General features: G+C 67.3%; 29 protein-coding genes and 1 tRNA gene. 20 read left to right on the top strand and 10 right to left on the bottom strand.

Annotated features, from left to right (window positions below):
• Positions 1-9: 9 nt before the first annotated feature.
• Genes AB0I43_RS01420 through AB0I43_RS01405 form a run of 4 tightly spaced genes read left to right on the top strand, consistent with a single transcriptional unit; the run spans position 10 to position 5,088 of the window.
• Positions 10-1,329: an amino acid deaminase gene (locus AB0I43_RS01420; protein WP_357430929.1), complete on the top strand. Its 1,320-nt coding sequence runs from the start codon at positions 10-12 to the stop codon at positions 1,327-1,329.
• Positions 1,330-1,341: 12 nt separating this feature from the next.
• On the top strand, positions 1,342-2,955 hold the full coding sequence (locus tag AB0I43_RS01415; RefSeq protein ID WP_357430927.1) for a D-aminoacylase: 1,614 nt from the start codon (positions 1,342-1,344) through the stop codon (positions 2,953-2,955).
• A 14-nt stretch (positions 2,956-2,969) separates the two neighbouring features.
• Positions 2,970-3,578 (top strand): bifunctional 4-hydroxy-2-oxoglutarate aldolase/2-dehydro-3-deoxy-phosphogluconate aldolase, encoded by a 609-nt coding sequence (locus tag AB0I43_RS01410; protein ID WP_357431158.1) that lies wholly within the window; start codon positions 2,970-2,972, stop codon positions 3,576-3,578.
• Between the two features lie 13 nt (positions 3,579-3,591).
• Positions 3,592-5,088 carry an SLC13 family permease gene (locus AB0I43_RS01405; protein ID WP_357430925.1) on the top strand — a complete coding sequence of 499 codons (1,497 nt, stop codon included), beginning with the start codon at positions 3,592-3,594 and terminating at the stop codon, positions 5,086-5,088.
• Positions 5,089-5,145: 57 nt separating this feature from the next.
• Here the strand turns inward: AB0I43_RS01405 and AB0I43_RS01400 are convergent, their stop codons facing one another.
• Positions 5,146-6,807, bottom strand: a complete 1,662-nt coding sequence (locus tag AB0I43_RS01400) for a hypothetical protein (protein WP_357430923.1) — start codon at positions 6,805-6,807, stop codon at positions 5,146-5,148.
• 278 nt (positions 6,808-7,085) lie between these two features.
• On the opposite strand from AB0I43_RS01400, the gene AB0I43_RS01395 reads away from it, so the two are divergent.
• Positions 7,086-7,601, top strand: coding sequence for a hypothetical protein (locus AB0I43_RS01395; RefSeq protein ID WP_356972392.1), 516 nt, complete (start codon positions 7,086-7,088; stop codon positions 7,599-7,601).
• A gap of 91 nt (positions 7,602-7,692) precedes the next feature.
• Here AB0I43_RS01395 and AB0I43_RS01390 read toward each other — a convergent pair whose 3' ends face one another.
• Positions 7,693-7,851 (bottom strand): hypothetical protein, encoded by a 159-nt coding sequence (locus AB0I43_RS01390; RefSeq protein WP_356972390.1) that lies wholly within the window; start codon positions 7,849-7,851, stop codon positions 7,693-7,695.
• A gap of 188 nt (positions 7,852-8,039) precedes the next feature.
• On the bottom strand, positions 8,040-8,534 hold the full coding sequence (locus tag AB0I43_RS01385; protein WP_356972388.1) for a MarR family transcriptional regulator: 495 nt from the start codon (positions 8,532-8,534) through the stop codon (positions 8,040-8,042).
• A 60-nt stretch (positions 8,535-8,594) separates the two neighbouring features.
• Between AB0I43_RS01385 and AB0I43_RS01380 the strand changes: the two genes are divergently transcribed.
• Both AB0I43_RS01380 and AB0I43_RS01375 read left to right on the top strand, forming a co-directional pair.
• Positions 8,595-9,821: an amidohydrolase family protein gene (locus AB0I43_RS01380; protein WP_357430921.1), complete on the top strand. Its 1,227-nt coding sequence runs from the start codon at positions 8,595-8,597 to the stop codon at positions 9,819-9,821.
• 78 nt (positions 9,822-9,899) lie between these two features.
• Positions 9,900-10,775 carry a methyltransferase domain-containing protein gene (locus tag AB0I43_RS01375; RefSeq protein ID WP_357430919.1) on the top strand — a complete coding sequence of 292 codons (876 nt, stop codon included), beginning with the start codon at positions 9,900-9,902 and terminating at the stop codon, positions 10,773-10,775.
• A gap of 76 nt (positions 10,776-10,851) precedes the next feature.
• On the opposite strand, the gene AB0I43_RS01370 is transcribed toward AB0I43_RS01375, so the two are convergent.
• Positions 10,852-11,802 (bottom strand): hypothetical protein, encoded by a 951-nt coding sequence (locus AB0I43_RS01370; protein WP_357430917.1) that lies wholly within the window; start codon positions 11,800-11,802, stop codon positions 10,852-10,854.
• 871 nt (positions 11,803-12,673) lie between these two features.
• On the opposite strand from AB0I43_RS01370, the gene AB0I43_RS01365 reads away from it, so the two are divergent.
• Positions 12,674-13,561, top strand: coding sequence for a hypothetical protein (locus AB0I43_RS01365; protein WP_357430915.1), 888 nt, complete (start codon positions 12,674-12,676; stop codon positions 13,559-13,561).
• Between the two features lie 315 nt (positions 13,562-13,876).
• On the opposite strand, the gene AB0I43_RS01360 is transcribed toward AB0I43_RS01365, so the two are convergent.
• Positions 13,877-14,416, bottom strand: a complete 540-nt coding sequence (locus AB0I43_RS01360) for a hypothetical protein (protein ID WP_357430913.1) — start codon at positions 14,414-14,416, stop codon at positions 13,877-13,879.
• A gap of 667 nt (positions 14,417-15,083) precedes the next feature.
• Here AB0I43_RS01360 and AB0I43_RS01355 point away from each other — a divergent pair.
• From AB0I43_RS01355 to mug, 10 genes are all read left to right on the top strand, one after another.
• Positions 15,084-15,644, top strand: coding sequence for a sigma-70 family RNA polymerase sigma factor (locus AB0I43_RS01355; protein WP_357431156.1), 561 nt, complete (start codon positions 15,084-15,086; stop codon positions 15,642-15,644).
• Positions 15,635-16,207 carry an Asp23/Gls24 family envelope stress response protein gene (locus AB0I43_RS01350; protein ID WP_357430911.1) on the top strand — a complete coding sequence of 191 codons (573 nt, stop codon included), beginning with the start codon at positions 15,635-15,637 and terminating at the stop codon, positions 16,205-16,207. The genes AB0I43_RS01355 and AB0I43_RS01350 overlap by 10 nt, the downstream gene beginning before the upstream one ends.
• Entirely contained in the window at positions 16,204-16,581 is a 378-nt protein-coding gene (locus AB0I43_RS01345) for an Asp23/Gls24 family envelope stress response protein (RefSeq protein WP_356972376.1), read from the top strand. The genes AB0I43_RS01350 and AB0I43_RS01345 overlap by 4 nt, the downstream gene beginning before the upstream one ends.
• Positions 16,578-16,892: a hypothetical protein gene (locus AB0I43_RS01340; protein ID WP_356972374.1), complete on the top strand. Its 315-nt coding sequence runs from the start codon at positions 16,578-16,580 to the stop codon at positions 16,890-16,892. The genes AB0I43_RS01345 and AB0I43_RS01340 overlap by 4 nt, the downstream gene beginning before the upstream one ends.
• Before the next feature lie 70 nt (positions 16,893-16,962).
• Positions 16,963-17,427: an Asp23/Gls24 family envelope stress response protein gene (locus AB0I43_RS01335; RefSeq protein WP_356972373.1), complete on the top strand. Its 465-nt coding sequence runs from the start codon at positions 16,963-16,965 to the stop codon at positions 17,425-17,427.
• Between the two features lies 1 nt (position 17,428).
• Positions 17,429-17,617, top strand: coding sequence for a hypothetical protein (locus tag AB0I43_RS01330; protein WP_356972372.1), 189 nt, complete (start codon positions 17,429-17,431; stop codon positions 17,615-17,617).
• Positions 17,614-17,931 (top strand): Asp23/Gls24 family envelope stress response protein, encoded by a 318-nt coding sequence (locus tag AB0I43_RS01325; protein ID WP_356972371.1) that lies wholly within the window; start codon positions 17,614-17,616, stop codon positions 17,929-17,931. The genes AB0I43_RS01330 and AB0I43_RS01325 overlap by 4 nt, the downstream gene beginning before the upstream one ends.
• Positions 17,928-18,464, top strand: coding sequence for a DUF6286 domain-containing protein (locus tag AB0I43_RS01320; RefSeq protein WP_356972370.1), 537 nt, complete (start codon positions 17,928-17,930; stop codon positions 18,462-18,464). Before AB0I43_RS01325 ends, AB0I43_RS01320 begins: the two co-directional genes overlap by 4 nt.
• Complete coding sequence (locus AB0I43_RS01315) at positions 18,461-19,051, top strand: alkaline shock response membrane anchor protein AmaP (RefSeq protein ID WP_356972369.1); 591 nt, start codon at positions 18,461-18,463, stop codon at positions 19,049-19,051. Before AB0I43_RS01320 ends, AB0I43_RS01315 begins: the two co-directional genes overlap by 4 nt.
• Before the next feature lie 31 nt (positions 19,052-19,082).
• Positions 19,083-19,646, top strand: coding sequence for a G/U mismatch-specific DNA glycosylase (gene mug / locus AB0I43_RS01310; protein WP_356973121.1), 564 nt, complete (start codon positions 19,083-19,085; stop codon positions 19,644-19,646).
• Positions 19,647-19,802: 156 nt separating this feature from the next.
• Here mug and AB0I43_RS01305 read toward each other — a convergent pair whose 3' ends face one another.
• Entirely contained in the window at positions 19,803-20,174 is a 372-nt protein-coding gene (locus AB0I43_RS01305) for a helix-turn-helix domain-containing protein (RefSeq protein ID WP_356972368.1), read from the bottom strand.
• 49 nt (positions 20,175-20,223) lie between these two features.
• On the opposite strand from AB0I43_RS01305, the gene AB0I43_RS01300 reads away from it, so the two are divergent.
• A complete protein-coding gene (locus AB0I43_RS01300) occupies positions 20,224-20,580 on the top strand; it encodes a DoxX family protein (protein WP_357430909.1) in 357 nt (118 codons plus the stop codon).
• A gap of 259 nt (positions 20,581-20,839) precedes the next feature.
• Here the strand turns inward: AB0I43_RS01300 and AB0I43_RS01295 are convergent, their stop codons facing one another.
• From AB0I43_RS01295 to AB0I43_RS01285, 3 genes are all read right to left on the bottom strand, one after another.
• Positions 20,840-22,846 (bottom strand): nitrate- and nitrite sensing domain-containing protein, encoded by a 2,007-nt coding sequence (locus AB0I43_RS01295; RefSeq protein ID WP_356972365.1) that lies wholly within the window; start codon positions 22,844-22,846, stop codon positions 20,840-20,842.
• 354 nt (positions 22,847-23,200) lie between these two features.
• Entirely contained in the window at positions 23,201-23,713 is a 513-nt protein-coding gene (locus AB0I43_RS01290; protein ID WP_356972364.1) for a DinB family protein, read from the bottom strand.
• A gap of 209 nt (positions 23,714-23,922) precedes the next feature.
• Positions 23,923-23,994, bottom strand: a tRNA-OTHER gene (locus AB0I43_RS01285).
• A 202-nt stretch (positions 23,995-24,196) separates the two neighbouring features.
• On the opposite strand from AB0I43_RS01285, the gene AB0I43_RS01280 reads away from it, so the two are divergent.
• Positions 24,197-24,466, top strand: a complete 270-nt coding sequence (locus tag AB0I43_RS01280; protein ID WP_356972362.1) for a hypothetical protein — start codon at positions 24,197-24,199, stop codon at positions 24,464-24,466.
• A gap of 115 nt (positions 24,467-24,581) precedes the next feature.
• On the opposite strand, the gene AB0I43_RS01275 is transcribed toward AB0I43_RS01280, so the two are convergent.
• Positions 24,582-26,075 carry a lipid II flippase MurJ gene (locus tag AB0I43_RS01275; RefSeq protein WP_356972361.1) on the bottom strand — a complete coding sequence of 498 codons (1,494 nt, stop codon included), beginning with the start codon at positions 26,073-26,075 and terminating at the stop codon, positions 24,582-24,584.
• Positions 26,076-26,696: the final 621 nt, after the last annotated feature.

The raw sequence follows: 26,696 nt of genomic DNA, 5'->3' as shown, positions 1-26,696 counted from the left end.
ATGCAATGCATGAACAGCATAACCGGCGGAGCCGAATCCGCGGGAAGGAGCGAGGTGGCGATCGACGAGAAAGCCGTTGCCGCACTGCACGATCGGCGGCTCGGCCCCGAGCACAAGAGCCTGCCGCCCGCGGCCTGGGGCCGCACCGCGCGGCAGTTCCTGGATTCCGGTCCGCACCTCGACGAGTTCCAGACGCCGCTGCTCACCGTCGACCGCGCGGCCGTCGCCGCCAATGTCGCGGTGATGGCCGACTGGGCCGCCGCGGCCGGCGTCCGGCTCGCCCCGCACGGCAAGACGACGATGTCACCGCAGCTGTGGGCCCAGCAGCTCGCCGCGGGCAGCTGGGGCCTGACCTTCGCCACCATCTGGCAGGTGCAGGCGGCGCGCGCGTTCGGCGTGAGCCGCGTCCTGCTGGCCAACGCGCTGGTCGATCCGGCCGGATTGCGCTGGATCGCCGCGGAATCGGCACAGGACCCGGCCTTCGAGTTCTACTGCTGGGCCGACAGCGTCGAGACCGTCGCCGTGATGGACGAGCACCTGCGCGCGGCCGGCGCGCACACGCGGCTGCGGGTGATCGTGGAACTCGGTGGGCCACACGGCCGCACCGGCGCGCGCAGCGTCGCCCAGGCGCACGCGGTCGCGGCGGCGATCGGCCGCTCGGAGTACCTGGTGCTGGCCGGTGTGGGCGGTTACGAGGGCGCGCTCGCGCACGACCGCAAGCCGGTGGCGCTGGCCGCGGTGCGCCGCTACCTCACCGAGGTGGCGCGCCTGCACCGCGAACTCGCCGAGGCCGCGGCGTATCCCGAGGGCGCGATCATCACCGCCGGCGGCAGCGCCTACCCCGATCTGGTCGTCGAAAGCCTGGGTCCGCTCGCCGACGAGCAAGGCGCGCAAGGCGTTCCGACCACGGTCGTGCTGCGGTCCGGGGCCTACATCATCCACGACGACGGCTTCTACGCCGGCATCTCGCCGCTGGCCGCCTCCCGCAGCGAGCGCCCCCTGCGCTCGGCCATGCACGGCTGGGCGCGCACCGTCTCCCGGCCGGAGCCCGGCCTCGCCCTGCTGGACGCGGGCAAGCGCGATTTGCCCTTCGACGAGGGGCTCCCGATCCCGCAGGGGCTGGACGCCACGATCTCGGCGCTCAACGACCAGCACGCGTTCCTCCGGCTGCCGGGCGGCACGCCCGCGGACCTGCCCGTCGGCACCGTGGTGCGGCTCGGTTTGTCGCACCCCTGCACCGCTTTCGACAAATGGCGGCTGATCCCGGTCATCGACGACGCCGGGGCCGACCGTCCGCGCGTCGTCGACTTCCTGCACACCTTCTTCTGACGAGCGGGCGACATGACCGATTTGCTATTCCGAGACATCGACATCATCGACGGCACGGGCGCGCCCCGGTTCCGCGGCGACGTCCACCTCGCGCGCGGGCGGATCAGCGCGATCACCGCGCCCGGCGCGAGCACCGCCGCGGGCCGGATCATCGAGTCCGCGCCGGGTTCCGTGCTCGCGCCCGGCTTCATCGATATGCACGCCCACTCGGACCTGCACCTGCTCACCGATCCCGGGCACTTCCCGAAGGTGAGCCAGGGCATCACCACCGAGGTCATCGGCCAGGACGGCCTGTCCTACGCCCCCATCGACGAGCCCAGCCTCGCGGTGCTGCGCCGCCAGATCGCCGGCTGGAACGGCAATCCCGTCGATCTGGACTTCTCCTGGCGCAGCGTCGCCCAGTACCTGGACCGGCTCGATCAGGGCATCACGCCCAACGCCGCGTACCTGGTGCCGCAGGGCACGCTGCGGCTGCTGGTGGTCGGCAGCGAGCAGCGTCCGGCGAGCGGCGCGGAGATCGGCCGCATGTGCGATCTGCTGGCCCAGGGCTTCGCCGAGGGCGCGGTCGGCATGTCCAGCGGACTCACCTACACGCCCGGAATGTACGCCGACACAGCCGAATTGACGGCGCTGTGCGAGGTGGTGGCCGAACACGGCGGGTACTACGCCCCGCACACCCGCTCCTACGGCAAGGGCGCGCTCGAGGCGTACGCCGAGATGATCGAGCTGGCCCGGCGCACCGGCTGCGCCCTGCATCTCACCCACGCCACCATGAACTTCGGCGTGAATCGCGGTCGCGCGCCGGAGTTCCTGGCGCTGATCGACGCCGCGCGCGCCGAGGGCTGCGACATCACCCTCGACACCTACCCGTACCTGCCGGGCTCGACCACGCTGTCGGCGCTGCTGCCGAGCTGGGCGATGTCCGGCGGCCCGGACGCGGCGCTGGCACGCCTGGACGATCCCGCCGAGCGCGCGCGGATCGCGCTCGACGTCACCGTGCACGGGTCCGACGGCTGCCACGGCGTCACCGTGGAGTGGGAGACCATCCAGATCAGCGGCGTCGCCGACACCGCGCTGGACCGCCACGTCGGCAAGACCGTCGCCCAGATCGCCACCGACAGCGGCGTCGCGCCGGTCGAGGTCTTCTTCGACCTGCTGCGCCGCGACCAATTGGCCACCACGATCCTGCAGCACGTCGGGCACGAGGAGAACGTGCGCGCGATCATGGCGCATCCAGGGCACATGGGCGGCAGCGACGCGCTGCTGGTCGGCGACCGGCCCCACCCCCGCGCCTGGGGCACCTTCCCGCGCTACCTCGGCCGCTACGTGCGCGAACTCGGCGTGCTCGACCTCGAGGACTGCGTGCACCACCTCACCGGCCGGCCCGCCGAACGCCTGCGGCTCGCCGATCGCGGCCACCTGTTCACCGGCTACGCCGCCGATCTGGTGCTCTTCGATCCGGCCACGATCACCGACACCGCCACCTTCGAGCAGCCCAAGCAGCAGGCGCGCGGCATCCAGCACGTCCTGGTCAACGGCGAATTCGTGATCCGCGACGGCGCGCCCACCGGCGCGCTGGCCGGTCGGGCGCTGCGCATGGACACCGCACGAAAGGAGACAGTGTGAGCACCCCGAACGCGATGGAGGTCATCCTGGCCGACCGCGTGCTCAGCGTCGTCCGCGCCCCGGAAATCCCGGACCCGGTCGCCCTCGCGGAAGCCTTGGCGGGCTCGGGCATCCGGGCCCTGGAACTCACCTTCACCACCCCCGGGGTGCTCGATTGCCTGCGCGCCGCCACGACGGCCGCGGACGCGGTGGTCGGTGTCGGCACCGTCCTGCGCGCCGAGCAGGCCGCGGCCGCCATCGACCACGGCGCACGGTTCCTGGTGACGCCGGGCGTGCGCGCCGAGGTCGCCGCCGTCGCGGCCGAGCACGGCATCCCGGTGGTGATGGGCGCGTTCACGCCCACCGAGGTGCTCACCGCACTCGATCTGGGCGCCGCCGCGGTGAAGATCTTTCCGGCCCGGGCCCTGGGTCCCGGCTATCTGAAAGATCTGCGCGGCCCCTTCCCCGACGTGGCGCTCATTCCCTCGGGAGGCGTCAACGCGGGCAACGCCGCGCAATTCCTCGCCAGCGGGGCCGTCGCGGTCACCGCGGGCACCGATGTCGTTGCCCCCTCCGACGTCGCCGCGGGCCGATGGTCCGACATCGCCTCGCGCGCGGCGTCTTTCGTTCGATCCATGAAGTGAGAGGTACCCCGGCATGACCGCCGCCGTCGACTGGCTTCGCACGACCACACCCGGGCTCCTGGTGCTCTGTGGTCTCGCGATCGCCGTACTGCTGTTCGCCATCATCAAAGTCAAACTGGAACCGTTCATCGCGCTCCTGCTCACCGGGCTCGGCCTGGCGCTGGCCGCCGGGCTGCCGGTGTCGAAGATCGTCGGCACCGCCATCAAGGCCGGTGATTCCCTGCTGGAGACCGGTTTCGGCGGCATCCTCGGCCACATCGCGGTCATCATCGGGCTCGGCACCGTGCTCGGCGCGATCCTGGAGCAATCCGGTGGCGCCGACATTCTCACCGGCAGGCTGCTGAAGATCTTCGGGGAGAAGGGCGCTCCGGTGGCCATGGGCCTGCTCGGGCTCATCTTCGGCATCCCGGTCTTCTTCGATATCGGCATCTTCGTGCTGGCGCCGCTGATCTACGTCGCGGCCAAGCGCGGCGGACGCTCGCTGGTGCTCTACGCGATGCCGATGCTGGCGGGCCTGTCGATGACGCACGCGTTCCTGCCGCCGCATCCCGGACCGGTCGCCCTCGGCGGTCTGCTCGGGGTGAGCCTGGGCTGGCTGATCCTGATCGGATTCGTCTGCGGCATTCCCGGATTCATCGCCGCCGGCCTGGTCTGGGGCACCTACATCGGCAAGCGGATCCACGTCGAGGTGCCCGACGAGTTCCTGGTGCGTTCCGACGGGTCGCGCGGCGGGCAACAGATCGCCGCCGATACCGAGGACGAGACCGCCGAGCGCAGGACCGGCGACGGTCCCGGCACCGCGACCGACCCCGGCGCGGTCGCCGTGCGGCAGGCACCGCCGTCGGTCGGACTGATCGGCGCGATCATCGCGATTCCGCTGATCCTGATTCTCGGCGCGACGTTCGGCACCCAGCTGCTCGACGCGGATTCGCAGCTGCTGCAAGTGCTCACCTTCCTCGGCACGCCCGCCGTCGCGCTGCTGATCGCGGTGCTCATCGCCTTCTATGTGCTCGGGGTGCGGCGCGGTTCCAGCGTGCAGGAACTGAGCACGCTGACCGCGGAGTCGCTGCGGCCGGTCGGCATGCTGCTGCTGGTGGTCGGCGCGGGCGCGTTCTTCGGCAAGGTCATCTCGGCCACCGGCATCGGCACCGCCCTGGCCGACACCATGTCCGCCGCGGGTCTGCCCGTGATCGTGCTCGCCTACATCATCAGCTGCGGCCTGCGCATCGCCCAGGGCTCGGCCACCGTCGCCATCGTCACCACCGGCGGCATCGTCGCGCCGCTGGTCGCCGGGCACGACTACTCGCAACTGTCGATCGCGCTGATCGCCATGGCGATCGCGGCCGGGTCGATCATCCTCAGCCACGTCAACGACGGCGGCTTCTGGATCATCGCGAAGTACTTCAACCTCACGGTGAAGCAGACGCTGCAGACCTGGACGGTGCTCGAAACCGTCCTGTCCGTGGTGAGTTTCGCGGTCGCGGCCCTGCTGTTCGCGATCGTCAGCTGAGTCCGGCTCCGCACGGCGGGTCACCGGGTGATCCGCCGTGCGGCCCGTTCGCCCGGGTCAGGAACGATCGAGGAGCAGGTCCACCCCTTCGTCGGTGTGCAGGCGCAGGTGCGTGGTGGTCGCGGAGACGATCGCGTTGCGGAAGCGCCCGGTGCCGGTGAACTGCTCGACGATCGGTCGCAGCCGGGGCGAGCGGCGGTCGAGTGCGTCCCACTCCCCCTGTGCCACCACGACGAACCCGTGATAATCGCGGGCGGTCTCGCTCAGCCCCTCGGGCTGCCAGCCGAGCCGGGGTGAGCTGGCCAGGTAGAGAGTGAGATCGACGCAGGCACCGTCGGCGGCGCACAGGCGCATCGGCACCCGGTCGGCGGCGTAGTCGAAGTCGCGGGTGGTCAGGGTCCACCCCGCCGGGTCGCGGTAGGCGTAATCGACGCCCGTCGGCGGAGCCAGGGTGGCCTGCGTCATGTCGGCGGGCCGGTTGTCCAGCACCTCGCTCGTGTACGCGACATCGGTGGCGGTGAAGGCCCATTCCGCGTTCGGATCGATGGGCTTGTGCCAGAACCCGGTTCGATCGCCGTCGCGGCCCTCGACACGCAGTTCCCGGTCGAAGGAGTCACCGCCGGTCTGGTGAATACTGAGGGTCGAGGTGATCTCGCCCGGAATCTTCGGCTGCGGCACCCAATCCGGGGGCGGCAGCTGGATATCGGCGTACTCCCGGAAGAACGGCCGCAGGAAGGCGAAGCGGGCGAATTCGCCCTCGAAATTCGTCGGCGCGGAGTCGACGGCCGACTGATCCTCGTAGGAGTAGGTGAAGAAGACGGTGTCGGCGCCCGAGATGTCGAAATCCCACAGACGCGTGAACATGTCGCCGTATTCGTTGATCACGAAGGTGGTCGACCCGGCCGACGACAGATTGATCGCGCGAAACCGCCCGTTCAACGGACCCGCCATTTCGAAGCTGTAATCATCGGCCAGCGCGGGAACACCCGGACGCAGCGGGTCGCTGCCGGGCAGCCACGGATCCAGGATGACGATCCGGTTCCCCTCAGGCGACAACACGAAAACCGTGGTGACCCCCGCCCCACCCACCGGTTGCGGATTGCCCGCGGTGTCGGTCCAGAATCCCTCCTGCCGGAACGGTGCCAGCTCGACATAGCGCGGATCCAGCCAGGACAGACTCCAGGCCCGCGAATCCGGGCGGACCCGCTGCCCGGACGGATTCAGCCACACCGGCGACCCGAAACGTTCGGTCCACCACCATAATTCCGGCGTCTGATCGGCGGATTCCAGCGTATATATGCGGCCGTCGGGCACGATCGCCACCAGCCGGGCCCCGTCCACCGAGATTCCGCTGATATGCCCACGCAGGCAATTCGGCAGCGGCGGGACACGCCAGCCCGACTCGCCTTCCACGGCCTTCACATACAGCTGCTGATCGAGCAATGCGTATTGCCAGACCTCGTTGAACCCCATTGTCTCGGTGCGCAACTCGACCCGGCGCGGCAGGCGCGCCGCGACCCCCGCCGGTGCCGGCGGCATCGTGAACAGGCCGATGCCGACATTCGGATAGTGCATCGGCACCGGCCACGCTCCGGCGCGCCCCGGCAGCGTCAGCGCCGCGCAACTGATCGGCTCCGGCAGCACACCGAAGGGCAGCCATTCATCCGCTGCCGCCGGTCCGGCCGTCGACACACCCAGCACCACAGCAACCGCCGCCACCGCAGGCGACCAGCACCTAGCCATTCCCGTCCGGGTCCTTCCGTCATTCGGGTACACGACACGAGCAGGTTTGCCAGGTAAGTCCACAGTCGGCGAACGCGTTTCACGCCGCCGATCGCCCGGGAGAAAATACCTCGAATTGGTGGAAAGTGTCTTCGACACGCCATTCAGCGTGCGATGTGCCTGCGAAATCGTGCGCGGCCTTTATAGCCTGGCCGCCTGCGACGAATTCTGCTGGCGGCCTGATCCCGGATACCGTCGCTGTCGCGTGCGACATCGTGAAGTCCGGAAACACGAGCGCCGCACCGATTCCGCTCGCGGCATTGCGTTCTCTGTCGGCTGCGCGTAATTGGATCGGACGGCTGGCGGGCATCGATATGACCGGCTACGCTCTTGCCGATCGGCTGGTCTGGATACAGGGGGCGGTAGTGGCTGTGACGAGACTCGCGGGTATCACGCTGGCGGTAGGTGCGACGTGTGCGGCTCTACTCGGATGCACGGCTGATACCGACGAGCCCAGCAAGCTCGAACCCGGCGACTGCGTGACCAGAGGCAGCAGCTTCGAACCCGGTTCCATGACGCCCGTGTCATGCGACTCACCGGAAGCGGGCAGGTTCGTCACCGCGACACGGCCGGTCGAGGACGCCGGCAAGACGTGTCCGGGGGCCTACCTGGTCGGATATCTGACCAATGGTGACAATATCGCGTGCTTGCAACTCTACAATCAGTGGACAGTCGACTTGTATTGGCCTTCAGGGGTTCCCAAACCCAGCAGGATTCCCGCTAACTCCTGAGCGCGTTGCCGCGCACGCTGACCAACCCTCGCTTGATAGGCCACTTTCGGCCCGAGGTGTCGCTGTGGCCGACAGCGCCGCCACGTCAGAATTATCGCCTCCAGAGAATCATCGCCTCCAGGCCCACGACATAGCCGACGAGCGCCGCCACCACACCGCCGAGCACCACCACGAGCCAAGACTTCCCGCGCCACCGAAGTGTCACCACCACGAGGATGGTGAACACCAGAGTTCCGATGAACAGAACCACGCCAGGTGTCTGATCTGCGTACATGGGGTAGCTATCCGCGTGAATGGAGGGCACGGTGGTCGAATCGGCTCATCGGGAGACGATGTTTCACTACTGACAGGAGATAAGCGCCACACCTCCTGATACCCGGCCGAGCGGAGTCGGCTCGCTTCATTCGTTGCGGTGCAGCAGTAGCGCCGGATCCCCGGTTACGGGCGGCGGCGCTCCGAGGCAGCTACGACCGGGCGCAGCGCATCGGCCGCGGCCTGGAGCGTCGCGGTCGGCACGTCGGCGTAGAGGGATTCGTGCAGGCGGGCGGACGCGGTCATCGCCAGGTCGGTGTGCGCCCGGCCGGACTCGGTGAGCTGGACCAGGCGGCCCCGCGCGTCGCCCTGATCGGGTCCGCTCGCCACATACCCCGAGGCGGTCAGGCGTTGCAGGACATTGCTGATGCCGCCGGAGGTGAGGAACAGCGCGCGACTCAGATCGCTGGGGCGCAGCGGGCCGTCGGCGCGACGCAGGGCCGCCAGGACGTCGAACTCCGCGTAGGTCAGGCCCAGGTCCGCGAGTTCGGCCTTCATGGCCTGCTCGTGTCGTACCGCCAGCCTCGAAATGCGTTTGCTGAGCGCGAGTCTGGTCACCGTGTCGGCGGGCACCCCTGCCCGCGTCCAGTGTTCGACCAGCCCGTCGACTTCGTCCCGCATGGCGCGAGCCTAACACTTTCGGTATTGCTTTCCTAAAAGCTTTCTGAATAGACTTCTCGCATGGCAGCAATCATTCGCGGCGGGACACTCATCGACACCGACCCGGTCCGGGTACTGACCGCCGACCTGCGCATCGACAATGGGCGCATCACCGAGATCGGCAGCGGCCTGCGAGTGCCCGCGGATGCCGAGGTGCTCGACGCGACCGGGATGCTCGTCCTCCCCGGTTTCGTGGACGCCCACCGGCACACCTGGCAGTCCGGCATCCGCATGGCCGGTCCCGACATCTCCTTCCCCGGCTACCTCGACCTGGTGCTGGGCACGTTCGCGCCGCGCTACCAGCCCGAAGACGTCCGCATCGGCACCCTCGCCGGGGCGCTGGAGTGCCTCGACGCCGGCATCACCACGGTGCTCGACTGGTCTCACATCCAGCACACCCCCGACCACACCTCAGCCGCTGTCGACGGAATCCGGGCCGCCGGAATCCGGGCCGTCTTCGGTTACTGCGTAACCGATCCCGACCTGCGCGCAGCGCGGGACGCCCTGGCCGCGACCGGCGGTGGGCTCGTCACCATGGCGATGGCGCCCTACGGTCCGGAGATCGTCGACGAGGCGGCCGCGCTCGCGGAATGGCGGATCGCGCGCGAGCTGGATCTGCCCGTCACGGTGCATGCCGGCGGCTACGGTCCGGACAGCGCGGCCAGAGGACTCGATTTCCTGCGACGCAACGAATTGCTCGGCCCGCGAACCAATTACGCGCACGGCAACTCCTACACCGATGACCAGTTGAAGTTGATCGCCGACACCGGGGGCACACTGTCGGTCTCCCCGCTGGTGGAGGCGGCGCTCGGGTTCGGGGCGCCGATCACCGCGCGGGCGGTCGCGGCGGGCGTGCCGACCGGGCTCGGCGCGGACAGTGTGGTCAGCGGGCCGGGAGACATGTTCAGCCTCATGCGCTCCGCTTACGGGTTCGCCCGGCTCGACTCCGGATTCAGCACCCGCGACGCCTTGCGGGCCGCGACCGTCGACGGCGCCAAGGCGGCCGGGGTCGAGGGCGCCGGCACCCTCGCGCCGGGCAGCCACGCCGATATCGTCCTGCTACGCAACGATCTTCCCGGTCACGACCCGGTGGCATCGGTGGTGCTCGGCATGGACACCCGTGCCGTCGACACCGTCCTCGTCGGTGGCCGGATCGTCAAACAGGGCGGACACCTGGTGTCCGCGAACCTGGCCGAGGTGCGCGCGGTCCTGGCCGCGTCCACCGCGCGTCTCACCGCGGCGGCGTAAGGTTTTCGGCCACCGTCGGCCGTGCCGACCCGAGGTAATTCGGTGGCCGCGGTCCGGGGTGTTCAGTAGTTTGCGGCTATGGCGTATGAGGATCCGCTGGCATATGCGCTGGGGCTGGAAGGGGTCGCGCTGCTGCGCGCATTCGCCGGGGAGTACGACCGGGAGTTCGTCGATGCTCGCGTCGCGGAGATTCGGCGAATACTCACCGACCACGCGCCCACGGGCATGGACGTCGAACACGTGGACACCGTTGCGGGCTATGGCATCTGGTCGGAGACCTACGACAATCCGGGGAATCCGGCGTTCGATTTCGACGAGGAAATCATTCGCGCGGTCGCGGGCACTCTGCCGCCCGGCGTCGCGCTCGACGCGGCGTGTGGCACGGGAAGAGTCGCGGCGATGCTGGTCGACTGTGGACATCGGGTGATCGGGGTCGACAGTTCGCCGGACATGCTGGCCCATGCGCGGAATCGTCTGGAACAAGCGACCTTTCGCCTGGGCGAGCTGCGCACGCTGCCCGTCGAGAACGACGAAGTCGATGTGGTGGTCTGCTCGCTCGCCCTCACCCACGTACCGGATCTGGCACCGGTTTTCGACGAGTTCGCCCGTGTGCTGCGGCCCGGTGGCCACTTGGTGATCGCGGATGTCCATCCCGAACAGGTCGCGCGTAGCCGGGTCCCCACAATTCGCCTTCCCGACGGAGCAGCCGGGCGGGTGCGGTCGTACTGCCACCGCACCGGCGATTACGTGCGAGCCGCAGTGGCCGCGGGGTTTGCCATCCGGCGCTGCGACGAGCCTGTCGTTTCCTCGCCTCGCCCAGCCGCAACCACCGATCTGGGGCCGTGGGATGCCTGGCCTTGGTCGCTCGACGGTCTCGCACCGGAGGCCGCCCAGGCCGCGAACGCCGGCGTTCCGTCGATGATCCTGTGGCACTTGGAATTACTGGACCGCTGAGACCTGAAGGCGCTCATGTCGATCGGCGGGCCGCCGAGCATGGCGGTAGACGTGCCGACCGGTCGACCTGTCGTAACTATCTAGGGCAGGTGTCGAACTCTCTGCGCAGCTTCATCTCCAGAGCATCGGCCTCCGGTGTGGGGCTCTTTCCGCTGTTTCCTTCGGCGTTGTAATCGCATCCACCGACGATCACAAGACCGTGAAATTCTGAGTACACAGCGACGGCACCCTTTTCCCGAACACCAGCCTTGTCTGTCCAGGCCAGCACCAGCGGATGGCTCGTTGTCGGCTGTATCTCGGTGATCACCGATCGCAGGTCGGTCTCGGTCGTCGCCGTGTTCGGCAACACCATCCAGATTTTCGACAGCGCGCCGTCCTCGACGGCGATCTCGAACACGGCATTCGGTGGCAGCCGATCGGTCTTCTCGCGGACGGCCTGCTCCTGGACAGCGGAGTAGGGGAACATGATCGCCCAATTGGGCCCAGTTCCACCTGCGGCCGCAATCGTCAGCTCTGCGGGTTCGGCACCGAGGCCGGCCCGGGCAGCCTCTACCACGTGACGGACCGGCTCTTCGCTGGTGATTTCGACACGTAGTAGCCAATCACGATCTGGCGTTCGGCCCGCACCGATCGTCCCCGTGGGAAGCAAAGATTGGATAGCCCTGAGTCTCCGCGCGTCGGCGACGACCAGCTCCGGTTCCAGCCTCGTTCCGTAATAGCCGACCGCTGATCTGTCGCCGACGTGCAAGGTCGTCGAGTGATCACCCTCGACGACATGCTCTTTCCTGGCCCCGTTCAGCCGGACCGCCACGTCGGCGATCTGTTGCTCCGATGCCTGAGGCATGGTCACGATCAGCCTGAACTTCAGCTCGAAGACGTCCTGGTCCGAGTTCTGCACCTCGACGCATTCGACCCCGGGCATCACCTTGATCGCCGCCTCGATCGCCGCGATCTTCTCTCCCCGATGCGGATCAACGCTGAAGCAGCTCGCCAGCGCTGCTACAGCCAGCACGACCAGTACGACCACGAATGCGCGATACAAGGCAGGTCCCCTCCGGACAATCTTGGCCGGAACTCTATCCGGGAGTGTCGGATTCGGGCAGAGTTTGCGCAGCTATCTCTGCGGCCGGTTGACCGTCGCACTCCTGGCGCAGCGCTGGCCGCCGAAAGCATCCACGTGGCTCTGATCGCTCGGTACAGGACGGCCGCGGTAACCGCCGACACGCACCGATCCGCCGAATTGAGTATGGTGCAAGACCTCGAGCCTCCTGACCGACCTGGTCGGCCGGTGCTCGGAGTGGACAATTGAGCAAAGTGAAAGCGATGACTGATCCGAGCTGGCAGCTCGTTCGCGCAGATGAAGTTATGGGGACACTGACCCAAGGCGCCGTCGACATGTTCTGGACGGACTGCATGTTCGAGCCGGGGCCTAGGTGGCCGTATCTCCAGCCGTTGTTCACTGCTTCGCGTGACGCCTGGCGGCGCGGCGACTCGAGAGCTGCTGCCGAAGCCGACGAGGCAATACGGGCCCAGGGCCTCGTTCTCGTACCGAGTGAGGGCGGGCCGCCGCTCAGAGGATTTCTCATCCGTATCAACGGCGACAAGGCGCGCTTTCGATACTGATCGCCGACGAACGGGGAATTCGACGGTACTAACGCGCTCAACTGCCGCTGGACGCTCGGCCAGCAGGCCCGGTTCGGCACCGCAGCGAACGCACTCAACTGCCAATGTCCTCACCCCGACCCCTCCGACTAACCCCGGATTCCTCCGGTTAGCCGCCGGCCCTTCAACATACGAACCACACACACCACTGCGGTCTCTGGAACGCACGAAGCGGGTGGTGATGGACCAGCCGCACGTTCGGCCGACGGACGCACCGAACCGCCGGTTATCGAGTGGTGGGTGCTGATCAGCTCTGGAATCATGGGGGTCGGCGTTCCGGATCGGTTGCCGGTAGGAGGAATTCGCAGATGACCACCGTGCGGCGGTTCTGGATCGAATTCGACCCGCAGGAGTGCCCCGACGTCCGGTTCCGGCAGGGCGTCGGCGTGTCCGGCTTCGATGTGCGGGATTGCTTGTCAATGGTGGCGGATCTGCTCGGCGACCGACAGTTGCCGCCCGTGCGCCGAATTACCGCCGATATCTCACTGGCCGGGCCACTCCCGGTGAGTCGCCGCTATCTCGGCGTCTCGGTGTGGCGCGGCGTGTGGTATCCACCCGTGAACCTTGCGACCGGACCGACCCGCAGCGTCGACCGAAGAGGTACACCCTTCGACTATCCGACACCCGTCACACGATCACGCCCGAGGCGCGCTAGCGAAACCGTCTGCACGAAAGCCACGTGGTGGGACGAAATCCCGCATGTCGACAACCTGCTGTGGCCGCTGGTGCACATGCACCGCGCCGAGACCGTCCGTGGAATGCGGTCGAGCGCCCCGGTACTGCGCGACGCCTACGCCAAGGATTCGACCTACGGGGATATGATGCGCGAAGCGCTCGACTTCATGATCGCGTGGCGCCCGACCCCGGACGAGTGGTTCGACCCGACCGAGACCAGGTTCGCCGAGCAACGGGACCTGGACGATTACCTGCGGGCCTTCCGCGACTACTTGTCCGGAACTCGCCCGGAGCCGATCTATCCTCCCGGCAGCGAACCGCTTTCACCCGAGGACGCGTTGCAGCGAGCCATCGGACGTTTGGTCTTCACTCGCCCGGGGGCGATCGACGCTCGCGGCGTCGAATCGCTTCCACCTGACGCGGAACCACAACCTCCCCAGAACGAGTGAAACCGTCTGGGCTCCAAGACGTCTTCTCTTCAGCGCAAGCTCAATAGGGTCTTGGATTCGATGCGGGTCAGCTTCTCGGGGATTGCGGACGAAGCAGAGGCCGGTGATACGCGTTCCATCGAGCCGGACAGCCACGACGCCGTCGATCTCCCCATCGATCCGGAAGATCAGTGCCGGACTGCTGTTGACCACGGCGGGTTCGGTGGGGCGACAATCTGCTGCGCACCGTAGGAGCGGATCCGGTCACTGCTGTGTGGACCGGCGGTCGCGGTCACAGCTGCGCCAGCCTGCACAGCCAACTGGACGGCGCATCGATCACGATGTCGCTTGCAGGAGCTGCGTTACCTTCATTCGGCCGGCGTCGAAGTGTGCCGTGATTTCCCGGCCGTAGTAATCGATGATGCTGATCGTGTCATTTCCCGTGAACGACACACGCTTGGGACATGGCTGACTTTCCGGCGCCTGCCACACGTCGGTCTGCCTACTGAACAGGCCGCCACGCTCCCGCAGCCGGACCCCGCAGAGGGTATCGATCATGGCCTCAGTGCGATATCTGACGACCTCGTGACGACCGTCGGAGCTCACCGCGACGACCACGGGCGAGCGGTCGCTAGGATTCAGGAGCAACCACCACAGCATCAGCGGCGCGAGGGGTAGCACCGACAGCATCAGGATGCCTGCGGGCACGAGCCGGTCCTGCGCACGCCGCCACCCGATTCTCGATGCGAGCAGAACCAGGACCGCCGTCGCGATCCAGCACATAGGCATAGCCCAGGCGGGGAACTCCTGGAACCGATAGAAGCGATCCGACAGGTAGATCACCGGCACGCCCGCGAGGTCGACGATCAACAGCACAGAGACCGAGAGCAGCCAGACAATCCGCAATCGGCGCGGCGCCCTGCCCCTCGCGCGCCCTGGCCTATTCGGCGCGGGAATCGTCTCGTCGGTCGCCCGCTCTGCCAACATTCAGCCCAACTCTTTCGATCGACGTTCGGCTCTGGCGGCCGAATCACCGCCGGATATGCGGTCAGACGCGCTGTCGCCGGTCCTCTCGCAAGCAAGGTGCCGCCGATGATTATGCCCGCTCGATCGATGCGAGGAGCGGCCTTGCGCGACAACATGTTTGCCGAGGCGCTCCCTCCACCGACCATCGGTCATTTGCCCGCAGCCCGCGACTCGGCCGACCGTCGGGCTTCGCGTTGACGACGATGCTCGGACTGCGGATGTCGAGGCGTGCCAGTCCCTTCCCAGTTCGTGCCGGAGACGGGTGAGGTAGCTGCGGACGTAGGCGACGGCGTCCGGGTCGCCGCCGAGGTTGTTGCCGGGGAGGAGCCCGCACCCCCGGCGGATGGAGGTCGACGCGGCCGCCATCTCTTCGGTGGCATCGATTCGCTTCGAGAACGGGCGCGACACCCCCAGGACGGCTGAGGCGAATGTGACGACGATCACTGATAGTTTGCCGTGACGAATCTCGACGCAGCGGGTCCAACCCAGGAGCAGCGGAGGAGGTGCCGGCGTGACCATGACGTCGCCCGCACCCGAGGCAACGTTGGACGACGCGACCCTGGTCGGTCGGTCGCGTGACGGCGATGTCCGGGCATATGAGCAGCTGGTGCTGCGCTACCAAGGTCCGATGTTCCGATTGGCTGCCAGGATGCTGGCCGATCGCGCCGAGGCCGAGGACGTGACCCAGGAGGTATTCCTGAAGGCTTGGCGCACGATCGGGCGACTGCAGGACGACGCGGCCTTCGCCGGGTGGCTTTACCGGGTGACGACCAACCGCTGTCTCAACATCCTGCGCGTCCGGCGGCTCCCCGCCGACGTGGACCCGGACACAACGGCCTCCCCACACGCCGCCACCAGACCCGAACACGCGACCGAAATTAGCGGCCAGATGGCCGCGCTGACCGACGCGCTGCAGCAGCTGACACCCGAACAGCGGGCCTGCTGGCTGCTGCGCGAAGTGCACGGCCGCTCCTATGACGAGATCGCTGAGATCGTCGGCGCCAACAGAACATCGGTGCGCGGGCGAATCGCGCGCGCCCGAGCCCAACTGGCCGAGGTGATGCAGCCATGGCGGTGACCCGGACCGACAACGACTACCTGCTTCCGTGCGAACGCGGTCTGGAAGAGGTGTGGGAGCGACTCGACGACGTCGACGGCGACGACCACGATGTGTCGTGCCCGCACTGCGCCGCGGCCCGCGAAAGCCTGCTGACCCTGCGCAACGCCACCCGGGAGTTGATCGAGGAACCCGATCCGCCGCCCCCCGACCTGTTCGGCCGAATCATGTCCGCCGTGCGCGCCGATGTGCGTCGCAGCCGGACCGTCACCGTGGACACGCCGTTGCCCGGCGCGATCCAGGTCAGCGAACAGGCCGTGGCCACCGTCCTGCGATTCGCCGCCGACACCGTCGACGGCGTGCGCGCCCGCGGGTGCCGGGTACACAGCAGCGAAACCGACGACGACGGTGAACAGACGATCGCGGTCGAGATGACCATTGCCGTGCGCAACGGCGAGCAGACCATCGAGACGCTGGTGTCGGCGGTCCGCGAGCGTGCGCGCGCTGCGACGAATGCCCGCATCGGAGTTCGATTGGGCAGGCTCGACATCACCGTGGTCGACCTCTACGAGGAGCAGCGATGACCGGCCCCGCCCCGGCGGCCGAACTGGTCGTTGGGGAGCCGGTCATCGCTGGTGTGGCTGCCAGGGCGGCCGGCCGGGTTCCGGGTGTGGCTCGACTGGAACCAGGTGTGCTCGGACTGGTCGGTCAACTCGTCCGCTCCGGGCGGCAGTTGTGGACCGGTCAGGACCCGGTCCCGTCGGCGGGTGTCCGGGTGCGGCGAGCGGGTGGCCTGCTCGATATCCAGATCGATCTGGTCCTTTCGGCCTCGGGGAATGTCGCCGAGGTGGGCCGGGCCGTCCAGCGGTCCGTGGCCGAGGCGGTCACCGAAGCCACCGGCGCCGAGGTCGACTCGGTCCGGGTGTACGTAGTCGATATAGAAACGGGGCGCCCGTGAACACCGACGAGCTGACCGACCGGATCGTCGCGGCGATCGACACCATCGATGGCGCCGACCCAGCGGTGCCGATGGGGTTACAGAACAATCGCTGGCTGCCGGGACGAGCCGCCGTGGATCTCGGAGAGACGGTGGAGATCCGGGTGGTCGCCATGACGCTGCCCCTGCCGCCGTTGGTCGAGAAGCTGGACGCGGCCGTGCGCCCGGCTCTCGCCGGAAGCGCTTGGGCGCGTAGAGCATTGCGAATCCACGTCGTGGACCTGCACGCCGACGCGTTCGGCAGCGACTCAGATCACTCCCCCGGCCCGTGACGATTCGCCGGTCGCGGTGTCCTATCCACGACAGTTCGTCAGTCCTTGTAGCACAAGACAATTGGGAGGCATGATGTCCAGCAGCACCGAGAACACCAAGACCGTGGCGAAGAGCGGTGACGGGGACAAGCGCGGCGCCCTGGTGACCGACCAGGGCACCACCACGATCGCCGACTCCGTCGTGCAGAAGATCGCCGGGATGGCCGCGCGGGAGGTGCGCGGTGTGCACGACCTCGGCGGCGGCACCGCGCGTGCGATCGGCGCACTGCGCGACCGGATTCCGGGCGCGTCTTCGAGTGTCGGCCAAGGCGTGTCGGTCGAGGTCGGCGAGAAGCAGGCCGCGGTCGACCTCGAGCTCGTCGTCGAATACGGCGTCGCCATCGCCGAGCTGGCCGCCGCGGTGCGCCGCAACGTGATCACCGCGATCGAGCAGATGACCGCGCTCGAAGTCGTGGAAGTCAACATCAACGTCAATGACGTCTACATCGAGGACGACACCGAGGACCAGCAGCCGACTCGCGACCGGGTGCAGTGACATGAACGCCACCATGATCTGCCTCGTCCTGGGCCTGTCCCTCGGATTCGCCGCCGCCTTCGGCGGATTGGGCGCCTTCGCTGTCGTGTTGATCTTCGGTGGCCTCGGCCTACTCATCGGGCGCTGGCTCGACGGCGAGGTCGACCTGTCCGGGCTGCTGCGTTCGGCGCAGGATCGGGGCCGACGGTGACCAGCGCCGCCGTCCACCTGCCCGGCACGACCACGGTCGGCGAGCGCGCGGTGCGCCGGATCGCCGAGCGGGCCGCCACCGAGGTGGCGGGAGTCGACTCCCGGGTGCAGGTGGACGCGCAGGTCGCCGAGGCCGGCGCGACCCTGTCCGTCCGGCTTCCGATCCGCTACCCGCTGCCGGTCGGCCGGGTCGCCGACGAATGTCGCGCGCATCTGATCGCCCGAACCGAGGAGCTGACCGGTCTCACCGTCCCCCGAGTCGATATCGAGATTTCGGCGATGGTGCCCGCACCACCGGAGCGGAGGGTCCGATGACGCGCTTGCCGCGCCGGGTCGTCCCGGCGGTCGTCGTCGCGGTATTGCTTTGTGCCGCAGCCATACTCGTCGCGGTGTCGCTGATCCAGCGGCTCGCCGGGACTCGGGAGTGGGTCTCCTACGACAGCGTCGCCGGGCGGCTGCACGACACCACGTGGGGCAGCGCGTGGGTGCTGGCGGCCGGCATCGGCGTCACCGCGCTCGGGTTGGTACTGCTGGCGGCGGCGGCCGTGCCCGGAAAGCCGGTCGTGCTCGCGCTCGAACCCGGTGACGGGATCGAGGCGGGTATCGCTCGCCGCAGTCTGCGGCAGGCACTCGCCGAGGCGGCGGGTCGCGTCGACGGTCTGGACAGGACGCGAGTCGCGCTGCGCAAGAATAAGATTCACGTCAAGGGTCACACCCGCCACACCCTCGAGCAGACCGCGCAGGAGATCGGATCCGCCGTCGCCGATCGGCTGGACCGCATCAAACCGGCCACCGTTCCGCTCTTGCGCACCAGCCTGCGCACGATCGACAAGGGAGGTGCCCGATGAGTACCTCCGCCAACCGGCCCGCCCGGCTCAACCGCATCGTGCTGGGTTTGCTCGGCCTGCTGTGCACCGTCGGCGGCGCACTGCTGATCGCGGCACACTTCGGTGCCTTCGACACCGCTGCCGGATCGCCGCTGGTCCCAGGCACCGAGGAACCGCCACGGCCGGTCTTCTACCTGGTGATCGCCGCTGCGGTGCTGGCTGCCCTGCTCGCTTTGCGTTGGCTGGCGGCACAGTTCACCCGGTTGCCCAAGCCCACCCGGTGGCAGCTCGGCGACGCCAGTGTCCAGGGCCGGACCATCCTCGGTTCCGATATCGCCGCCGCCGCGGTGGCAGCCGATATCGAAACCTATGTGGGCGTCCGGTCCGCGACGGCCCGGCTCTCGGGCAGCGCGCTCGGGCCCGACCTGCGTCTGCTGGTCGACGTCGACCCCGCGGCCGACCTGTCCGCCTTACGCGAGCAGATCGTCGGACACGCCGTCGCCCGGCTGCGTACGGCGCTCGACCTGGCTGTCATCGCCGTGACGGTCGAGTTCCGCATTGCGGGCCGGAGCCGGGCAAGCCGTGGCCTCGTCGGAGCCCCGCGGTAGCGGGTCGGGCGGCACCCGGCAGACTGAGGGTATGGGTTCTGGTTCCGCACCTCGGCCGTCGCCCGAGGATTTGGCCGCAGCGCACGACAAGACCGTTCCCGATGTCATCCGGCCCGGCTTGCGCGTGTTGTTCTGCGGAATCAATCCCGGTCTGTGGTCCGGGGCCACCGGATACCATTTCGCACGTCCGGGAAATCGGTTCTGGCCGGCGCTTCACCGATCCGGCTTCACCCCACGCCAACTGCGACCCGACGAACCTCGAGAACTGCTCGCCCTGGGCTTGGGCATCACGAATGTGGCTACGCGCACCACCGCCAAAGCCGAGCAACTGACCGCCGACGAACTGCGTGCCGGCGGGCGCGCCCTGGTAGACCGGGTCGAGCAGTATCAACCCCGCGTGCTGGCCGTGCTCGGTATCGGCGCCTACCGCACGGCCTTCGGTCGTCCCCGTACCACCATCGGCCCGCAAACCGAGCGGATCGGTGACACCGCGATCTGGGTTCTGCCCAACCCCAGCGGGCTCAACGCCCACTACACACTCGACGCCCTCGCCTCGGAATTCCGCGCGCTGCGCGAGAGGGTCGAAACCTGCTGACCTGGTTCCGCCTCGCGCAAGGCCGCTGCCGCGCAGCGCAGGCCTCCGCTGAACCATCCCGAATGCGAGTGTCAGCGCCGGGCCGAGATCTTGCAGCGTCTGGCCGTGATTCGGGTCCTGGGGCCACCATCAGCAATGGCGTGGGCGGCAGGAAACCTATCGGGTCTGCTTCGCGCCTGTTGATTCCTGAAAGTCGACGAGAGCTTCTCCGTGCACCTGCGCCCACCGCGTCAGCATCGCTATCGGCTCCTGGAGCGTCTCGCCGAGCGGTGTCAGGCTGTATTCAACCCGCGGAGGCGCTTCGGCGTAGCGCCGGCGATCGACGAGGCCGTTGCTCTCCAGGCGCCGCAAGGTCTGGGTCAGCACCTTGCGAGAGATACCGCCGGACAAGGCAACGAGTTCACTGTGCCGCTTGGGGCCGTCTGCCAGCGCGTACAGGGTGACTACCGCCCACTTGTTCGCGATGACCTCCATCGCTGCGCGCGCCGGACAGTCGGTCATGAACATGATTCCGGCAGCAGCACGCACGGCCCGTAGGTTACCAAAAGGTACCTATCGGCTTCCTAGCGTTGCCATCATGCACATCACAGCCCTGACCCTGTCCGTCTTGCTCGCGGTGGCGATGCTCCAATCCGGAGTGATGAAGTTCGTCCGCCCCGCGTGGATACGCCAATTCGCCGAAGCAGTGCACCTCACCACCTCCCAGCTCACCATCCTCGGAAGCCTGCAGATCGCCGCGACGATCGGTCTCGTCGGAGGCATCTGGTTCCCGCCCTTCGCGATCGCCGCCGCAATCGGACTGGTGCTCTATTTCGCCGGCGCGATCCTGGCCCACATCCGCAGCGGCGACCGGAACATGGCGGGCGCCACGATCTTCCTCGCGTTCTCGATCGCGACATCGGTCGTGCTCGTTCTCGACGTTTGGCTCGACTGAGCCCCGCGATATCACCTCAACGGCACCAACCGCACTGCACCTGTGCGATCTACGAACGTCCGCTCCTACCGCGACCCACCCGTGGTCGGCCGTCCAAAACCAGCTGACCGACGGCGCTTCACGATGCGCGCTCGAGCCGATGAGCGAGCGGATTGTTCGACCTCTCGGTGCGGCTCCCGCGCTCGATCGCGGCTGTACCTGGCTGAAACCGCGACGAACCCGAAGGCCACCTGGTCTTACAACGACTCCGGCACGTCGTTCACCGCGCCGGAATTCGGTTCTCCCGCACGGGATGGGCTGTACCAGCCTCCAGGCTGGCGGTTGTCAGCGCTCTCGGTATCAGCACGATTGCCTTCACTCCACCGTATGGGGACTCTGTAAGTCGAACCGTAATCCCATGGCGCGCCGCAAGTTTCGCGATCACGAACAATCCGAGCCGGCTATCTCCGGACATGGTCGCGACGCTGAAATCCGGTGGCTGTGCCAGCAGCGCGTTGCGGGCGGCCATATCCGCGACCGTCATGCCGAGGCCCTGATCGGCGATCTCGACGGCGATACCTTTGCCGACCGTGCCACCACTGACCTCGACGTGTGAGTCCGGAGGGGAGAACGTTGTGGCATTGTCGGCCAGTTCTGCCAGGAGGTGGATGATATCGGTGACGGCGGATCCGGCGATCTGCGCCTCCGGCACATTCCGAACATGAATTCTGGTGTAGTCCAGCGATTCCGCGGCCGCACCGCGCACCACATCGACCAGTGGCACCGGATGGCGCCACTGTCGTCCCGGCTGTTCGCCGCCGAGCACGATGAGGTTCTCGGAATTGCGGCGGGCCCGGGTCGCCAAATGGTCGAGCTGGAACAGCAATGCCAGCCGGTCGGATTCCGTTTCCTCCCGCTCGGCTTTGTCGAGCAAGGCCAACTGGCGGTGCACCACCACCTGGGAGCGGTGGGCGATTTTGACGAACACCGCGTTCACACCCGCCCGGGTTTTGGCCTCCGCCACCGCCGCCGCCACCGCCGCCCGATGCGCGCGATTGAAAGCGTCGGCGACGTGCCCGATCTCGTCGCCGCCGAAATCCAATCGATCCGCGTCCCCGTCGATCGCCTCGCCGGCCGAAAGCCGTCGGATGGTCTCCGGCAACCGCTCATCGGCCAATTCCAGCGTGGCGCGGCGGAGCTGGCGCAGACGCGCGATGAACCTGTTGGCCAGCGCCAGCGCACCGAGGAACGCCAGCAGCGCGAGCGAGAGCACGCCCGCCCCGGCCAACAGCGAGTTCCGGTTGAGTCGATTGCCTTGTTCGGTCGCCTCGAAATGCGCGTCGACGCTTTGGGTTTCCCACAGGCTCAGCAGATCGCCCCGGACTTTGCCCGCAACCTGCTGCCATTCGGTCAGCGTCAGCGGCAGCGGATCGGCGGACGCGGCGGCGGATCGACCGGTACCGGATTCGGTGACCGGACCACGCTCGAGGATTGCGTCCTCCATGGCGCGCAACCGCTGCCATTCCGAGCCGGCGGTGATCGCCTTCCACTGGTCGAGATGCGCCCCCTCCAGCACCGACCCGACGTAGGTGATCTCGCCACGTCCGTCGCCGATATACCCGGCCAACTCCACAAGCAGCTGCGGTGACAGCTCCCCGGTGAGCATCACCAATGAGCCTAACCCGCTTGTCTTCGAGATAGATTCGGCGGCCCGCAGCGCGTGGACCGACTTGTACAGTTCGACCGCGATATGGGAATCGGGCGCCACGCTCGCCGAGATCAGCCAGCCATTGATGATGGCCGCTACCGCCATGCTGTACGCGGTGAACGCGTCCGCGGCCGGAATCGCGCGCGCATCGACAGCAGCCCGCAAGGCAGGCACCTTCTGGCCGACACCTACTCGAAAGAACCCGTCCTTGAGGTCCGGCCGCAGTTCCGACAGCGCATTGGCTTGGGCCACCACCGCCGCGTACCCCGCGTCGGATTGCTTGCGCGCCGCCGGTAGTGCGGGCCCTGCCGAGTCGTCCCCGGCCAGGAACAGCAGCGAAAGCCTGCGCTCCTCCTGGAACGCTTCGATCATCATGATCGACGGCCCGGAGGTGCCACGCGCCAGCTCAGCGAACCGATTGGCCTCCCGTCCGCTCTGCACCAGATAGGCAGATCCGCCGATCCCGATCGCAAGCAACGCGAGACTCGGAATGAGCACAATGACAAGGACCCGGGTCCGAACACTGACAACCCGGCGCCACCGCGCCGCGGGCATATTGAGGAATTTGCTGCTGATCACCGAGTTCTCGCCTACCTACCAGCCTGGCTACCTGCCAGCGGTGCACGCAAAGGTAGTCACCGAAACGTCACCCCCGCAGCACTTTCGCGGATCGAACGGTTTCCGGCGTTCTCCCGGCTGCTCCCACGCGCATCGGCTCCCGGCGCGACAGTCACCAGCGGCCGAGGAGTGTAGCGCGGCGAGAGACCATCCAGGCGTGGCGCCAGCAATGCTCGCTCATGCCGAGTTGCGTACGGCTCAACAACCCAGCGCCATGCCCGGGGACTCTATGTGTCGAAGTCAGGCGATCGCGTTGAAGCCTTCATCGCGGCAGCCAACTCGACGAGATCGCGGCTGGTCTATGACTCCATGGCTCTATGTGCCGGCCTGGCCGTCGATCCGTTCCCGGATGAGGTCGGCGTGCCCGTTGTGCCGAGCATATTCCTCGATCATGTGTACAAGGATCCATCGCAGGCTGTATCGGTCGCCGGTCGGCTCGTGCACACCGACGGTGTCGAGCGACTCGCAGACATCGACGATCTCGCGGGATCGGTCACATACGCTGTGCCACAACCGAAGTGATTCGTCCACGTCAACGCCGTCCACATCGAAGTCGGCGCCGTCCGGAGTGTCGTCGTGCCAATACCGGAACGGAGTATCTCCGCCGGACAAGATCCGGTCGAACCAGCCTAGTTCGACATCGGTCAGATGGCGGACGAGACCGATCAGCGACAACGCTGACGGCTCCACTGCCCGCAGGCGAAGCTGGTCGGCGGTGAGTCCGGAACACTTCCGGGCCAGTGTTTCTCGATGGAACTCCAGAACGCCGGTGAGTGTCTCACGTTCCCCAGCAAGCTGATGTGCCTCGGTCTGTTGCGTCGACTCCACTCGTTCATGATGCCGGGTGCTCGCGCTGATTGAACCGGTCGCAGACCACTGACCGACTCGACGGCTCGTGCACTGTCGTGCCGCGTGGCGCGCGGAAGACGCAGTCGCAAGCTCCGGCAGAGCGTGTGGGTGTCGTCGAGTAAGGGTACGGACGTTTCGAACTCTCCGCGGGCAGCTGCTCATCACAAGGTCCGGCGGGAGAGCTGCGGCCATGGAGGCGGGAATCGAACCCGCGACCTCCACTTTGGCAAGTGACGCTCTAACGACTGTGCTACTCCATGACCAGCTTGACCTTACCAAGCGAAACGCGCTGTCCGACAATGGAGCCTGTCGACCGATCACAATCAGCAGATGCCGCACCCACGCGAGCCGGACGCACTGAAATGCCGCTGAGGGCTCGGGCCGGCGGGCCAGGAGCGGCACCGCGGCGAACGCACTCAACTGCTGAGCTGCGGATGGACGAGGTTCCTCTACTCTCCGATCATGCTCAAGCTCAGGTTGACCAATCCTCATAACGACAAGATGATCGCAGTGTGGTTGGAACCTCTGTGTGAGGACTACTGGATGCGGCCTGGCGAGTCGTTCACGATCGAGTTCGACGAGAACGATTTCTCTGAGTCCATGTGCGGGGCGCATTTCGACGTTTCGTGGGTTGATAACGATCTGGTCGTGTGGGCTGGCGCCATTGCACATGTGCGCGATCAGTCGGGTGTCGAGCTTGGATGCGGGCATCAACGCCCACCCGCGGATTAGTGGCCGGTGGCGCAACTGCCACATCCGCACATAGCCGCGTATCGGTTGCTCAGATAGACGCGGCGCGACTGCTCCGGCGCAACTACAGCAATGACGTATCAGCGGTGCCTACCGGTCAACCAAGACGCGCCACCGATCGGACTACACGCAGCTCGGGAATACCAATTGCCTTGGCCGTCAGCAGAAACACGACTCCGCCGACAACGGTGGCGGCGGCGATGGTCACCACTTGCTGGACGACGACCGTATCGATCATCGACTGCGTGCAAGCAACAGCCGCGAAAGCAACTGTCCCCGCGATACCGGAGGCAGCCCCGACCCGGCCGGCGGTCTCACCGACGACAGTGAAGCCGAGCAGGCCGTGGCGGCGGCGCAGCAACACGTGCCCGGTCACCGCTCCCGTCAGGTAGGCCAGCGAGCTTGCGACCCCGAGCATCACGACGACAAGGCTGCCCTCGAACAGGGTCGCCGCACCCGCGATCGCAGCGATCTTGGTGGTCACCATGACGAGATTGATCATGGTGGGGGTGCGGGTGTCGTTGTAGGCATAGAACACTCGCATCTGCAGCATGACCAGCGCGAACGGTGCCAGACCGAATGCCGAGCACGCTACCGCGATACCGATCAGGCGAGCCGCGTCCGGGGCCACCCGGCCGATGAAAACCAGGGTGGTGAACGCGGGCCCGAGCAGGCTCATCGCGACGGTGACCGGGATCAGCGCGGTCGAGAGGTAGCGGGCGCCGCGCGCGAGATCGGCACGGACCGCGGCGTGATCCTGGTAGGCGGCTGCCCGGGAGATACGCGGCATCAAGACGGTGAGCACGGAAGCGGCCAGGATGCCGTAGGGAACCTGGAACAGCAGTTCGGCGTAGCTGTAAACCGAGACCCCGCCGTGATCGAAGGCTACGCGCATGGTGATGGCGACACCGACCTGGCTGATCGCGGCATAGACGACGAGCCAGCTCAGCATCGGCAACCCGGTCCGCACCGGGCGCCAGGTGTAGGGCAGTGGTCGTACCTGCCAACTCCATCGGAACCGGTCGCGGCGCAACGCGGCGATCACCCATCCGGCTTGCCCGGCGATGCCGGCGGTGGTCCCGATGCCGATCGTGAGGACTTGGGCGGTGGTCATCGAGGACGGTGTCAAGGTGAGCGGTCCGGGGAGCAGCGCGAATACCGCGCAGGTGGTGAGCATGATGGCGTTGTTGACTACCGGAGCCCAGGCGGCGGTGGTGAAGCTGTCGCGCACGTTGAGCACCGCGCTCACCACGACGGTCACTCCGTAGAAGAAGATCTGCGGCAGCAGCAGATACGCCCACCAGGTCGCAAGGTGACGTTGGGTGGGGTCGGCGACGAACGCGCGCACGATCAGCGGAGCGCACAGCACGGTGAGTACTGTGATGGCCGCCAGGGCCAGGATCGAGGCCAGCATCACCCGTTGGGTGAACTCACGAGAGCGTTTCCGGCCGTGGCGGCGCGCGCGGGTCAACAGTGGTACGACAGCGCTGGCCAGGACGCTTCCCAGCAGCAACTCGTAGACCATGTTCGGCAGGTTGTTGACGCCGTTGTAGGCATCGCCGACCGCTGCGGTTCCGAGGATGGCGGCCACCGCGAGCGTGCGTGTGAATCCGGTGATCCTGCTGGCGATGCCCGCGACAGCGACTGCTTTGCTTGCCCGGGCCAGGTTCTCGTTCTCCGAAACCGCTTCTCGACGAACGGATTTGCCACCCGACGCCCCGATGGTGGAGCGTTGGTCGGTGTGCTGGATTGGGAGGGGTTGGGTCGGGAAGCTGCCGTAGTCGTTCAACGCCTCACCCGCCGTGGAGTCGCAATCACAGCGCCCAGGCTACGTGTCGAGAACACCGGCTCCAGCCTCCTCGGCCGCGTGATCGTCCGGGAATCGCCACACCGGAATCATTCGAAGGCGCTGCGACACTCGTCCTGAGCAAGAGTTGGGCGGGCCGGTGATCGGACTTGATGCCGCTGGGCGCCGGTTCGAGGGTGTGACGCTGCGTCGTCCGCGGAGCAGAGGACTGCTCCTCAAACGTCCGCATCTGCCGCGTTCCGCGCCGACTGATTCGGCCAGTGCGTGAGGGAACGGGCCTACTTGATAACTCGTTGCCTGCAGTTCGGTCCGGAGATTACTGTCGGCACTGTCTCGCCTAAGGCGCGCTGGCTTTGGTTGATCGCGCCCGCAGTGTGGAGAGGGTAGCCGCCCGTTCGAGTCGGG

Origin of the sequence: Nocardia sp. NPDC050435, assembly GCF_040655395.1 — a bacterium.
In the GTDB taxonomy this organism is placed as follows: domain Bacteria; phylum Actinomycetota; class Actinomycetes; order Mycobacteriales; family Mycobacteriaceae; genus Nocardia.
The sequence above is the reverse complement of the archived record's forward strand: the minus strand, read 5'-3'. Positions and strand labels throughout refer to the sequence as shown.

Coding starts and splice junctions, on each gene's coding strand:
- AB0I43_RS01330 (WP_356972372.1), top strand. CDS start 17,429: ATGAACGCCACCATGATCTGCCTCGTCCTGGGCCTGTCCCTCGGATTC.
- mug (WP_356973121.1), top strand. CDS start 19,083: ATGGGTTCTGGTTCCGCACCTCGGCCGTCGCCCGAGGATTTGGCCGCA.
- AB0I43_RS01405 (WP_357430925.1), top strand. CDS start 3,592: ATGACCGCCGCCGTCGACTGGCTTCGCACGACCACACCCGGGCTCCTG.
- AB0I43_RS01415 (WP_357430927.1), top strand. CDS start 1,342: ATGACCGATTTGCTATTCCGAGACATCGACATCATCGACGGCACGGGC.
- AB0I43_RS01345 (WP_356972376.1), top strand. CDS start 16,204: ATGACCGGCCCCGCCCCGGCGGCCGAACTGGTCGTTGGGGAGCCGGTC.
- AB0I43_RS01385 (WP_356972388.1), bottom strand. CDS start 8,534: ATGCGGGACGAAGTCGACGGGCTGGTCGAACACTGGACGCGGGCAGGG.
- AB0I43_RS01315 (WP_356972369.1), top strand. CDS start 18,461: ATGAGTACCTCCGCCAACCGGCCCGCCCGGCTCAACCGCATCGTGCTG.
- AB0I43_RS01380 (WP_357430921.1), top strand. CDS start 8,595: ATGGCAGCAATCATTCGCGGCGGGACACTCATCGACACCGACCCGGTC.
- AB0I43_RS01375 (WP_357430919.1), top strand. CDS start 9,900: ATGGCGTATGAGGATCCGCTGGCATATGCGCTGGGGCTGGAAGGGGTC.
- AB0I43_RS01280 (WP_356972362.1), top strand. CDS start 24,197: ATGCTCAAGCTCAGGTTGACCAATCCTCATAACGACAAGATGATCGCA.
- AB0I43_RS01355 (WP_357431156.1), top strand. CDS start 15,084: ATGACGTCGCCCGCACCCGAGGCAACGTTGGACGACGCGACCCTGGTC.
- AB0I43_RS01335 (WP_356972373.1), top strand. CDS start 16,963: ATGATGTCCAGCAGCACCGAGAACACCAAGACCGTGGCGAAGAGCGGT.
- AB0I43_RS01410 (WP_357431158.1), top strand. CDS start 2,970: ATGGAGGTCATCCTGGCCGACCGCGTGCTCAGCGTCGTCCGCGCCCCG.
- AB0I43_RS01420 (WP_357430929.1), top strand. CDS start 10: ATGAACAGCATAACCGGCGGAGCCGAATCCGCGGGAAGGAGCGAGGTG.
- AB0I43_RS01300 (WP_357430909.1), top strand. CDS start 20,224: ATGCACATCACAGCCCTGACCCTGTCCGTCTTGCTCGCGGTGGCGATG.
- AB0I43_RS01350 (WP_357430911.1), top strand. CDS start 15,635: ATGGCGGTGACCCGGACCGACAACGACTACCTGCTTCCGTGCGAACGC.
- AB0I43_RS01320 (WP_356972370.1), top strand. CDS start 17,928: ATGACGCGCTTGCCGCGCCGGGTCGTCCCGGCGGTCGTCGTCGCGGTA.